Here is a 13,437-nt window from a genome sequence, read left to right as displayed (position 1 = left end):
CTAGAATGAGTAATTCAGGGATGCAATAATATAAAGGTCCTTATATTCGTCAGCCAGATTGTCGGGTCTGTAATTCATGACCGTACCAAGAGTCCAAACCGTATAAAGTTTATCGGAATGATTTACGCGCAGAGCTACAGAACCATTCAGATCCAATTCCATTTCATCCATTTTCTGCTTTCTGACTTCGTAGTCCAGGAAATTCTGACGAACGCCACCATTCAAGGTCAGTTCCAGGAACTGGTTTGCCATGGGGAACGTCATATTTTCATCCAGGATCCATTCAAATTCAGTCATGTTGTTGCGATTGAAAATCTTGTAACGGGGAGTCACAGACAGCACATTCTTGAATCCGCCAACAGTCGTTGCCAGAGAAATAGGATAGCGCTGTTCAAAGAATTCACTGCCATGGAATTGATATCCGAGAATACCGAAAGATTCATCAGACAAGTCCAGACCGTTCAGCAACTTATCCTGAACAAATTCCGAATAATCCTTGCGAACCATAAGGGAGGCGCCAACCTTCAAAACGTTCATCGGCAACTTAAATGTCAAACCGATCTGGGCATGATGTCTTAAGATCTTTTCATCAAACTGCGTAGCCAGATATTCGTACTTAGACAAGCCATAGTAATGGGCCCAGTGGGCAGAGTCAATCTTCAAAGTGTCATTTCCGTTAATCACATCCACTGTAGGACGGCCATCCCTTGCCTTAAACCAGTCATCGTTATAAATACCGGAATTGACACTGTAGTTGGCGTACAGTCTCTGGGCGGTACTGCGAGTCCTATAGTTCACGGCATAGCGAAGAGAAAGGTCAATATTCTTGTTCAGCCTAAACTGGTTTCCTACATAGGCGTCATGAGTGTAGAGCGTTCTATTTTCGTCCTGTTCATGTTCCTCCAGCCAATCCTTTTCTGCACCAGAGAACATACCCCACTTGGTACCTTCGCCCATGCCCATGATGTTATAGCTGGAGCCTTCGCCGGCAGCATTTTCAACATTCATGACGTAGCCAAAGGAGAATCGCCAGAAGTCAAAGATTTTCTGTCGCAAATTACCACCGACCATTCGGGAATTCTGCTGCAAGTCCGGAGAACCGGCGCTGTAGTATTCCTTGCCCACATAACGCATGAAGCCTTCAATAAACGTATTCTCGTTAGACCATTCATATGATCCAGCCAAGGCCACATGGTTGTGATCCCACAATTCTCCGCTGGTAGGGTCAAGATCCTGAACCACAGTATTCTTTGCGACTCTAGAAGCCTTGTCAAGAAGTTTGCGCAATTCTTCACGCATCTCGGAAGGAGTAAGCATGCTGCTTTCGCCAAAAATAGATGCCAACTGGTCGCGAGACAGGCCATTCACCTCTTGGGGATTCTTCATCAGCTTATTGAGCAAGCCCAAGTTAGAGGCATCCAGACCGGCGCCCAGGAACACCTGGTTAATCGCACGAATCTTCGCCGCGTTTGCCGTATCTGCGGCACCAACAGCAATCTGGCCATTTAACTTGATATCACCAGGGAAGAACAGCCAGTTACCATCGGCGAAGAAATTACGGGACGTTACCAGCGGGTCCACGGTATTTACATCACCAGGCTGACCATCCCTAAAGAACGGATCTTCCAGGTAATCCTTGCTACCAATAAAGCCCAAGGTTCCATTGAAGCGACGGTGCATATTCCAGCGAACGCGACCACCCACCACGATGTTCTGAGCTTCGGCTTCGCCGTCTTCAATATATTCGTTGTACAAGTCATAATTGCGTTCGCCAACAATCTTGGGAGCCTGAGCTTCACCAGCAAAGGCAGTACCCACAAACAGAGGTTCTCCTGCGGCGTTCTTAAAGAGATTCAGCTGATACATGGCGCCAAAGGCATTAATGCCTGCCAGGTACGTGTCTCCGGCACTCAGAGAAAAATCACCCAAAGTAAAGGAATTCATCTGGTCGGTATAAACCATCTGCAGAGTATATACCTTAAACTTATCCCAGGAATCATTAGAAATGTCTGCATTAAATTCGATGGTCTGGCCCGAAGGAGATTCCATCACCATGCTGGCATTCCAGTTGGCAAACAAGCCCGGAACCTGGAAATAGTTCTTATAATAGTCACCAGGCTTTACCGTATCACGACCAGCAAGGTAGTCTACACCTGTAGGATTATGGCGCATCAACACCTTATGGTAACCAACATCGAGAGCCAGGTTTCCAGAAACCTTCCAAGGATCCACTTCTCCGATTCCGCTAAACATGTTATACGATTTTGTTCCGTCAGCATAGGGATTGCGAGGTTCATCACCCAAATTTTCCGCAACGCCATCCACATTCTGGGCGACAGCAGTTTCGTTGTCATTCAAGGAACGCTTAATGTCTGCAGACGGCAAATCCTTAGACAAATATCCGATCTTGCAGCCTTGAATCAGGGAATTCCGCTGTTTAAGGTCGTTGTGTCCAAAGTCGAGAACGGCAATCTTATTGTTCAGCAACTTGGAACGCTGCAACATCACAGAAGAACCTTCTGCAGAAACCAAGGCCACTCGGTTATTCTCTAAGGTAGAACCATCAAGAGTCACCTCGGCACTTTGAGTTGCCCAGACACCAATATTGACGCCATTACGGATCTTGCTCCACTGCATTTCCACAGAGCCATTTCGCACGTAGACACCCGCCTGCTGCGGATTGTCGATGGTGACGTCACGAAGTTCCAGCACACCGCTTTCTACAGCAAAGCCAAATTCAGCATTCACCACCTGCAGGTACTGCGCTTCAGATTTCTTGACACCCGTAATGGAAATACCGTTCCAGGTACCCGATTCATCTTCAGACGTAAAAATTACAGGCTTGTTCAAGTCGCCCACGACTGCCAAGGAACCACCCCGGATATCCAGGCCAGCCCCTTCAGCAAATTTCACGACAACACCAGGTTCCACCAAAACGGACTTGCCATCAGGAACAATCAACGTCTCCTTAACAAGGTAAGGAGAACCTTCCTTCTTTATGAAACCCGAAAAAACGCCCCCCAATTCCGTTTCAACAGCAAAAGCACTCACGTGGAGTGCTGCTGCAAAAATCGTCATTAGAGCATGAACTCTAAAATTCATTAACGGACCTCGTAAACCTTCTTAGCCTTTACCCTATATCCGCTCTTGTGAATGACTTCAATATCGAACTTGTTGACGGATTCACGATTCAATTCCACAGGAATCTGATAATCCAAGCCTTGGATCTGGGATTGGGTTTCTTGTAATATAGTTTTTCCATTCTGTTTTACAACAACCTTATACAGATAAGTCGGATTATTTTCAGACATCTTTATTCTAAACTGTAATGTCTGGGTGATACGATTATCCATTCCCGGCGGAGGAGGCGGAGGATTCAGAAGCTGTCGATTACCACCGATAACATCTACGCTGAAACGCTTCTTGGGATAGCATCCCATAAACTTGGAAATCGTAGAAACGTTACCGGCCTGATCCTTGACTCTTACAAAGTATTCATGATTGCCAGGAATCAGCTTGACACGATGCTGAGCATTCTTGGTAATGGACAATCCAGAAATAGGAGATCCTTCCATTTCCACAGAAACATCGCCTGCATCATTCTGCATTTCGCTCACCGAGGCAGTTGCAGAGCAGCGCAGAGAATCGTAGGCAGAAATAGTCACCACGGGAGCCTTGGTGTTAACCTCGGAACAGGCCTTGTTGACATTGATATCGATTGTCTTGGAAGTAACAGAACCGGCACTCATAAAGGTTAGAGTAGCCTTATTGACATTCCACAGACCATTTGCATCGGTCAGGACAACCTTCTGGGCAAAGGAATGAGATACGCCATCGGCAACACGGATCAGGTTTGCAGACTGATAGGAATTGCCAACCTTGAGAATAAGGGTAGCCGCTTCGTCCTTGGTACGGTAGAAGCCTTCTACCATCAGGCCCTGGTCACAGACATCCACCGGAGAATTCGTAGAAACAGAGAAACCGTTTTCGGGAAGGGACTGGGCAGCCTTACGAGCTTCTTCCTTCAGTTCTTCCTGATAGGTCGAGTCAGCCTTCTGAATTTCGGGAATCAAGTCGGCAACATTCTTGGACTTGTCGGCCAGAAGTTTCTCGATTTTCTTGGCAAAGCGAGCTTCACCGGAAGAAGCCAACTTCAAGACCACCAGGGAGTCGGTTCCGAAAGTCGTTTCGCCAGCAACGATGGCCACGCTCTGTTCGCTACCGTTGGGAGAAATTTCCAGCTTACCGGTCTTCAGACCAGCAAAGAAAACGCCTTCGCCGCCAATATAACCTTCAGTACCACGGATAGATGCCGTTGCAGTTCCGGTCTTGAAGATGAACTTGGACTTGTCCTTCAGCAGTTTGGGAACAGCAAAGTTAAGGTGCCCCTTCTTAATATCGAGGCGGGTTTCAAAGCCACCTTCGTTATTTGGTTCAAGAAGGTTAGTCATTTCGACTTCAGCATTTTCGGCAATAGTAATGGAGCTTCCATCAGGAAGGCCAAAAATCACTTCGGATTCCACGCCAGTACGAACGCGGTCAGACTGATAGACGCTGGCCCCCACGCGAAGGGCGGACCATTCACTCTGCTTAATCTTGATACGGTCCACAGTACCCAAGGCAGAACGAACCTTACCCACGGCAGGAGCAGAAAATGCCATCGCCGGAAGCAAGGCCACAGCGACAGCCAGTCTAAAATCAAACTTTACTCGAGAATTAAGGATTTTACCGAACATAATCCCTCAACTTTTAAAGAACGTACTTTGGCACCGCCTCGTACACTTTTTATGTTAAAAATATGCTTTTTTGAGGGGAAACGTCAAGTATTCTTTACAATAGGTGATACAAATCAAGCTAACCGCCAGCTAATTTCACGGTAAAACCGCGTTTTTCCAGCTCAGCCTTCAAAATATTGCGTTTATCACCCTGAATTTCGATGGCAAAGTCCTTCACAGAACCGCCAACACCGCATTTCTGCTTCAACTGGCGTCCCAGTTCCTTCAGTTCATCCTCGTCCATGGGCACGCCGGTGACCACGCTAGCCATCTTGCCGCCACCCAGACGTTTTAACATGATACGGACGACTCCATCGCCCTTAGGGCGTTCAGCCTTAGGCTTTTCTTCCTTAATGCGGCCGACTCCGGTAGAATAGACAAGTGTAGAACGTTCTTCAATACCCATATTAAACCCTTTTCTGTTTTTTCACAATTTTAGCAAAAGTTTTGCACGAAATAGCAAAAACGCCCGGATTATGTCCGGGCGTCTTCGCTTTTAAAAAGTTAGAGTTACTTCTCTGTCGGGCGCTTGTAACCGAAGCTCTTCAGCAGGTCATCATCGTTCTTGACCACGTCATTCTTCTTACGACCGTTGGAACTGGTCAGAGAAGGAATGTCGCAGCGAGCCTTGGCGCGGACAGAAGCTTCAACCTTGTAGAGGTAGGCGCCCGTAGCAATCAGACGTCCATCTTCAGCACGAACATTACCATTGATATCCGGCTTCAGTTCAAAGAACAGCTTCGACATACCAGTTTCATCGGTATAGTCGGGGTTGTTCATATCCTGGCTGAAGGTGTAGTAATCCACAAAGCCGCCGATCGTGGTGTAGATCCAGAGCTTGATGTTCACCTTGGTGTCATACAGGTTCAGCTTGCTCAGGTCATCGCCAGGCTTGTAGCTGTTCTGGACTTCATCAACGCAATGTTCCCTGACGTAGTCGGCGATAAGAATCTTGCCGTCATCCGGAACCTCTCCAGTCAGAGGATCAACGCCCTTGATATCACCAGAAGCGGCGTCAATACCTTCCTTAAGAACATACAGACCATCCTTGCTCAAGATGTCGTCCAAGGTTGCCAGGCCGTCCTTACCGGAGATAACGGGGAGCTTGACTTCCATGACCAAGGTGGGACCGAGGTGACCTTCATCTTCATCAAGACCCGGATACGGTTCCTTTCCGCTGCCCTTCTTGGTACCGAAGCTGCCACCCTTAATGGTTTCAACTTCCTTACCGGTCTTGGGATTCTGCACGGTTACAGCATAAGTCTGTCCCTCGGAGGGAGGATTCTTGCTGTAGTACTTATCAACCCTTTCCTTAGAAACTTCGGTCACCGGATTTTCAACAGAAAGCACAACATTCTTGCCGTCCTTCATGATTACGAATACAGTGTCGGAAGCCTCATTTCCGGCCTTATCACGGAAGAAGCGCACGATGGTATTACCACCAGGCTGCAATCCCTGTGTCGTAAGCGTATCCTGATTAACACCATCTACGGTCCAAATCACTTCCGTGAAGTTAGAATAGATAATGTCCCTGTTTGCAGGAGAAAGAATCACAACTTCAGGTTTAACCTTATCCAGCACAATGAATACGGAACTGGTCATGGAGTTGTTGCAGGCATCGGTATAAGTGTAAGACACATGGTAACCGATATCGCCACTAGCATTCTTGATCAGGTTACCCTTACGATCCACTGTGTAAGACACAAGCAAGGTATCCTTAGATTCCATAGTAGGCAGGTAAGATACGTTGTAGATACCCACAGTAGAAGTCTTGCTAGAAGCACCTTCCTGCTTACTTGCGGCACCGCTGGTCATCAGGTTGCCCTGAGCATCAGACATGAGGGCCACTCCAGTGTAAGCATCGGCATAGTAAGAAACCGTGATTTCGTTACCCTTCTGGTCCTTAGTGACATAGCTGACCTTAATGACTTCGATGTTTTCCACCTTGCCATTATCCTGAACAACAGGAACCTTCACCACGTCGCCATGCTTGTCTTCAGTGTAGCTGATAGTCACCTGGATGCCAGCCACCTTTTCGGTGTAAGACACATCGGTTTTGCCATCGGCCTTGACATTGCGCTTGGCATCGGCGGCAGCATCAAGATCCAGGGCCACAGTTTCCTTTACAACCTTGTCCAGGTTGGTGTAGGTCTTGGAATCAACCTTAGCCGTACCCAATTCCATAGAAATCACGATAACGGTATCTGCAGACTTTTTGTCGCCCAGCATTTCCTTGGCGGGATCGTGAATCTTAATAACCACATCGTTGGATTCGTGATTTACGTAAATCGTAGTATCAGAAACATCCGGAGTTTCGACGATGGTATAGATGTTATGAGCATTTGCAGCATCGCCATTAGCACTGATGGTCACCGTAGGCAGAGTGTTGCTATAGTAAATCACAACAGAATCCACGACGGAGGTGTTGGCTGTGGGATCCTTATATTCAACGCGGATCACGTTACGGCCAGGTACCAAGGTAGTAGAAGTGTCGTTATTAACGGTCCAGGTAGTCTTCTGATCCGGCAGAGTATATCCACCTCTCCAGTGAGCCGTGATATTAGACTGATTGGTATAGACGGTGTCGGGATTCTTGTAGGTGGAATCCTTTGTGACCACCTTTGTGATTTCCACATTGGATTGTTCCACAACATCGATCAACTTGATTCGAATAGTATCCACGGCAGAGAGCGTAGGATCATTTCGGTCAGTGACTTCAACAACCAGAATGTAGTCATGCTTGTCATTTTCGTAGTCAAGGACAGTCTTGGTGGAAATCATGCCACCCTGGCTAACACTGAACTTATCGGAATCACCACCGATGACAGTGACCACGTTATTCACGAAGGCCGGGTTAGAGACTCCCTTCAGGTCCTTATCATCACCAAATACAACCTGGCCTACGGTTGTACCCTTCGGCAGATTTTCCTTGATTTCGAAGTTACCGTCCTTAATAAAGGGAGGTTCATTTACGTCAACAATGTTGATGGTACGAATAACCGTATCAACCAAGGTCGGATCATTCTTAGCAACAACAACAAGAGTCAGCTCATGGAGATGTTCGGTGCTTTCATAATCAAGTTTAGAACTATCCTTGACAGTCACCACCAACTTATACACATCGCCATCCTTCACCTTTTCAATCTTGAAGAGAGAATCGGCACCGGATTTGTTGGTGTTGGTGAAATATACAGAATCGGCATCAATGCCATTCTTGCCTTCATCTTCATCCACGATAATGTATTCAAGGACCACAAGACCGGTCTTGGAATTTTCACGAACGTTTACAACAACCTTATCATTTACAGGATTCTTATAACCGCAATTTTCGGTGCAGCTGGAATCCGGAGGTGTAGTGGGCTTGCTGCAGTCATTGAACACAGCATCGCAAGTTCCCGGATCCTTGCACTTGGGATCGCTAGGATCGCACTCGGTCACAATCTTAGGACCTTCGTTCAAATCCTTCAAGGTAATAGTTACGGTAACAGTGGTGTCGTACTCAATATCGCTTACCTTCACATGGAAGACGAACTTATGATCAGGTACAGTTTCATAATTCAGAGCGGCACTATCCTTCACCAAAATATCCTTGCCCTTCATTTCGAAAGGTACGCCAGATTCAACAATGGTATAAGTCAAGGTACCAAATACGGTATTCTTCGTATCAGGATCGCTAGCGACCAAGGAACCAACCTTGGCACCCTTAGGCCTATTTTCGTAAATGGATTCGCTGAAGTCTTCTGCAACCGGAGCTTCGTTCACGTCAATAACGTTGATGGTACGAATCACGGTATCCTTCAAGTCGGACTTCTTGGGATCAGATACGGTAAGAACAAGTTCATGAACCGGCTCAACCTTTTCGTAGTCCAGTTTCGTGCCATCCTTGACAGAGACGACCAACTTATAGGTATCGCCCACCTTCACCTTTTCAACCTTGAAGAGAGAATCGGCGCCAGTCTTCTTGTTTTGGACATTGACGAAGTATACGGAATCCTTTTCGATGTCGCCGGCATCCTGGTCCTTGATGACATATTCAAACAGGACCATACCAGTCTTGGAATTTTCAGCCACGTTCACGAAAATCTTATCGGACTTGGGATCCTTATAGCCACAATCTTCAGTACAGGTGGAATCCGGAGGTGTGGTGGGCTTATCGCAATCCTTGATCGTAGCATCGCAGGAATTGCACTCAGGATCACTTTCATCACACTTTGTAATGATTTCCGGTTTTTCATTCTTGTCAATCAGTGAAATTGTTACAGTAACAGTCGTATCGTATTCGATATCGCTCACCTTCACATGGAAGACGAACTTATGATCCGGAACGGTTTCATAGTCCAGAGCAGTGCTATCCTTGACCAAGATGTCCTTGCCCTTCATTTCGAAAGGAACACCGGATTCAACAATGGTGTATGTCAAAGTACCGAAGACAGTGTTCTTTGTATCGGGATCGCTGGCCACCAAAGTACCAACCTTAGTGCCCTTGGGGGAATTTTCAGGAATAGAATCCTTGAAATCTTCCGCAGAAGGAGCTTCGTTCACGTCGATAACATTGATGGTACGTTTAACAGTATCCCTAAGAGTCAAGATAGTCGGGTCGGACACAACCAGATCAAGTTCATGAGTTGCCTTAACCTTTTCGTAGTCCAGCTTAGAGCCATCCTTCACGGTGACGACCAACTTATAGGTATCGCCATCCTTCACCTTTTCAATCTTGAAGAGGCTATCGGCGCCTGAGCCATTGGTATTCTCGAAGGATACGATATCCTTTTCGATATCACCGGCATCTTCGTCAACGATCAAGTATTCGAACAGGACCATACCGGTCTTGGAATTTTCAGCCACATTCACGATAATCTTATCGGAAACAGGATCCTTATAACCGCAATTTTCCTTACAGGTGGAATCCGGAGGTGTGGTGGGCTTATCGCAATCCTTGATTGTAGCATCGCAAGAATTGCATTCAGGATCACTTTCATCACACTTTGTTATAATGTCCGGTTTTTCATTCTTGTCGATCAGATTGACAGTCACGGAGACGGTGGAGTCAAGTTTACCATCGCTAACCGTTACGTGGAATACATACTGATGGTCCGTAACATCTTCATAGTTCAAGGCAGTGCTATCCTTGACCAAGATGTCCTTACCACTCATTTCAAAGGGGATACCAGATTCAACAATGGTGTAAGTCAAAGTGCTGAAAGACTTGTTCTTTGTATCAGGATCACCTGCCACCAAGGAACCCACCTTAGTACCGTTGGGAGACTTTTCCACGATGGAATCAAGGAAGTTACTTGCAAAGGGACGTTCATTGATGTCATTGACCTGAATTTTGGTCACTGCGGAAACGGAGGTGTCATTGTCGCTCAGAGTGAGAGTCACATCGAAGACATCATTGGGAAGATCTTCATAATTTACCAGGGAGCTATCCAAAACAAAGAGCTGAACATAAAGTTTGCCTTCATCCTTAATAACGCTAGTACTGAACAAGAGTTCTGCGCAAGAGGCGCCGCAAGCCAGATTGTTGTCCTTCAAGGAAACATTGAAGTCAGACGGTTCAGCATCGCTAGCGTCCGGATCCTTGATTTCAATCAAGCCAAGAACGGTTTCTTTAGCCACATGTTCATCGGTATCATAGAGGTCCTCGACATTCACAAATTCTGGGATATCATTACCGTCGGTCACATTGATAATCACTTCGGCAGAATCCTTCAGTCCACCGCCATCAACAACGTAGACGGTAACGCTAAAGGAATTCTTGGAATCATCTTCAAAGTCAATGTCTGCGCCGGTCTTAACAGAAATCACACCGGTCTTGGAATTGATTTCAAAATTACCGGAAGCATCCTTGATAGAGTAGGTCAGGTAACCCCAACCCTTAGGAGGATTCTTATCAAGGTCTTCATCATCAGCCAGCACCTTCTTCGGATCCTGGTTGTTAGCCTTACGAACCACAGAATCCACAGCAACAGCTTCCCTGCTAACACTAGGAATCTTGCCCGCATTTTCATCAACAACGAAAACCTGGCCCTGAACAACAACAGGCTTGTCGTTATCATCGTTAATTCGGATTGTTGCAGTAATGATATCTCTTAGGATATTGTCATCGTCATCGGTCTGACCATTACCATCGCTAACCACAATTCTTGCAACCAACACACTGTCAGAAGATTCATAGTTAAGAACAGCACCCTTCTTGGCAGAAAGGACACCGGTCGTAGGATCCAGTTCATAAAGTTCAAGAATTCGATCATGAACTGCTTCGGTGTATTTGTCTTCATACGTTGTACTGAAGGAATAAGTGAAAGCAACATCATCCTTGTCTTCGACACGAATAGTTTCCTTGGCGGGAACAGCACCATTCTTAGTGTCTACCATTTCGAGGAAATTATAGGTAGTGTCGTGAGCATCCGGAGGATCGTTTACAGGAATGATGTTGATGTACAGAGTATAGGTATCATCAGACAAAAGTCCATCACGCAAAACCCTAAACTTCAAGAAATCATACTTTTCACCAAAAGCATCCTCGGGCGGATTATAAACCAGATTCCAACCCATGGAGCCATCCAAAATTCCAGAGGGAACGCCAACATATTTACCACCAATCTTACGATTATAGTCAACAGCTTCTTCCAAACCCTTATCATCGCCCCAGTTAACCATTGTCTTCAGGCTATCTTTCTTCGGGGGAGTTACGACATAGATACCGAAATCCCCTGCCCAGGGGTCGCCGCCCATTTCAAATATGGGGAAAATATCACGACTAAAGATGAACTTTTCATCTTCGATCACGTTGATTTCAAGACCATCGATACTGATTAACTGTTTATCGTTATCTTCAATTTCTAGCGGGAAATCACCACTAGAGCCACCATTCTTTTTCAGTTTTGCGCCAGACAAGTTTACGACGCGGAAAGTGATGCGTTCAGTTTCTTCAATTTCTTTATCATCCTTGATATAAACCAAGATCGGGGAAGCCAAATACTTTTCACCAACAACAAAAGAAACCGACTTCGTAGACTTTCCGCATATGGGGAATGTCGGATCCTTTTCCAGGTCAATATCGTCTTCGACAGCGTAGTTTACGCCAATTTCGGAACCGCCAAAGGCAAAGCAATATTCTAGAGAGATCTTTGTTTCCGCCTTTTTATCCAGCAGAATCTTAACGGTATCAACATCATGACCTTCTGCCAGGAGATACAGCTCTTCTCCAGCCTTGTTAAATTCAATGTCGACTTCGGGAGAGTTGTAAGGCACATAACGGAAGCCGGTACCATCAAAGTCCGTATCAACGGTAATCTTATTTGCAAGGAGCTGACCAGCAAGAATCATATGCTGAGCCACATTGATTGTTTTTTCAGAGATAAAGGTTCCCTGTAATGTATCAGTACCTGCATTAAATGTTTTAAATATGATGTCATTCTGAGTAAAGAACAACAACTCACCGCTGTATTTCTTATTCTCGACAATGGAGCCATTTCCAGACCAGACGCCCTTGTCAAACTTAGCGTCTTCGTCCATGTACATAATCTGAATCTTGGAACTAGGGTTCAAATCCAAACCATCCTGGAAAAACACGCGGGTCAGTCGGCCCTTCGGCTGCATTCTAAAAACGATCTTACCACCGTTGGAAATCGAAATACTTTTGATATAGATATCATAAGGCTTATCGCGATACTCATCATAAGGTACATCGATGTAGTGAATGCAGAAGTTATTACCATCTTTCAACCCACTCGCACATTCAGCACCATTCACATTCAGAGCCGGACGCATTCCACCATCGGCGGCCTCGATTATTTTAGCATCGTAAAAAAACGAAGGGACTTTCAAATCCGTTTTTACTTCGGGAATGGAATCCGGGCAGGAGGCCATATCCCGCAGAAGCCCCGCGCCAACAAACTTGGCATACTCAGGAGCATAATCCCCCCCTACACAATGGACACCCACCATGTAGTTCTCCTTACCCTGGAAGTTATTCGCCTGCAAAACACTAACTTTCCCATTGACTCGCATGGGGCCCGTCAAGATGGTATCAGGACCTTGGGCAAATATGACGTCACCGCCAATCATGATGGGACCACCCACCTTACTATCACCATTCTGTCCCAATTTGAAGTCACCCGTTGCAGTACCAAACCAGCCAACGGAATCAGGAATCTTGATTTCCCTGTTTCCAAATTCAATGCCCTCGGCACCGAACATCTTGAACTTCATCAAGTAGTTCCATTCAAGTTGCTGTTCAGCACGCATCCCTCTCGGATCTTCGGTAACATTCTTGAAGTACAGGGGATACAGCGTATCTCGAATATCAACGCTTTCTTCAGCCCAAGTCAGACTGACAGCAGAGACTGCCATAGCAAGAGCCATGGCAAATTTTGCAAACTTATTCTTTCCAAACCACATTAGTTCATCTCCTTTAAGATGAAAACCAAACCAATGCCGACCAAGATAATCCAACCACGAACAACTTAGTCCGTAACTTTTTTAGTTACAATAGGTCAATATAAAAGTTTTACAATTTTTTTTCAACAGGAATATCTACACAACACCCCCAAAAGTGGGCTAAAATCGTCAAAAAACGGGTATTCAGTGACCTAAGGCATCATTTTTTACACAAAAAGTGTTTTTTTCATTACGATTTCCTTGTTATTTTTTCTCT

The 13,437-nt window shown here is 45.8% G+C and carries 4 protein-coding genes; all 4 read right to left on the bottom strand.

The window, feature by feature from the left end; all coding sequences use genetic code 11:
• Positions 1-3,102, bottom strand: a complete 3,102-nt coding sequence (locus BUB38_RS09460; protein ID WP_073159918.1) for a right-handed parallel beta-helix repeat-containing protein — start codon at positions 3,100-3,102, stop codon at positions 1-3.
• Entirely contained in the window at positions 3,102-4,736 is a 1,635-nt protein-coding gene (locus BUB38_RS09455) for a FecR family protein (RefSeq protein WP_073159916.1), read from the bottom strand. The genes BUB38_RS09460 and BUB38_RS09455 overlap by 1 nt, the downstream gene beginning before the upstream one ends.
• A gap of 118 nt (positions 4,737-4,854) precedes the next feature.
• The gene (locus BUB38_RS09450) at positions 4,855-5,181 is read right to left on the bottom strand and encodes an SUI1 family translation initiation factor (protein ID WP_073159914.1); all 327 of its coding nucleotides are present in this window, start codon (positions 5,179-5,181) and stop codon (positions 4,855-4,857) included.
• Between the two features lie 104 nt (positions 5,182-5,285).
• Positions 5,286-13,181: a cadherin repeat domain-containing protein gene (locus BUB38_RS09445; RefSeq protein ID WP_073159912.1), complete on the bottom strand. Its 7,896-nt coding sequence runs from the start codon at positions 13,179-13,181 to the stop codon at positions 5,286-5,288.
• Positions 13,182-13,437: the final 256 nt, after the last annotated feature.

Source organism: Fibrobacter sp. UWH5 (assembly GCF_900142505.1).
Taxonomy (GTDB): domain Bacteria; phylum Fibrobacterota; class Fibrobacteria; order Fibrobacterales; family Fibrobacteraceae; genus Fibrobacter.
This window is presented reverse-complemented; position numbering and strand designations above follow the sequence as displayed.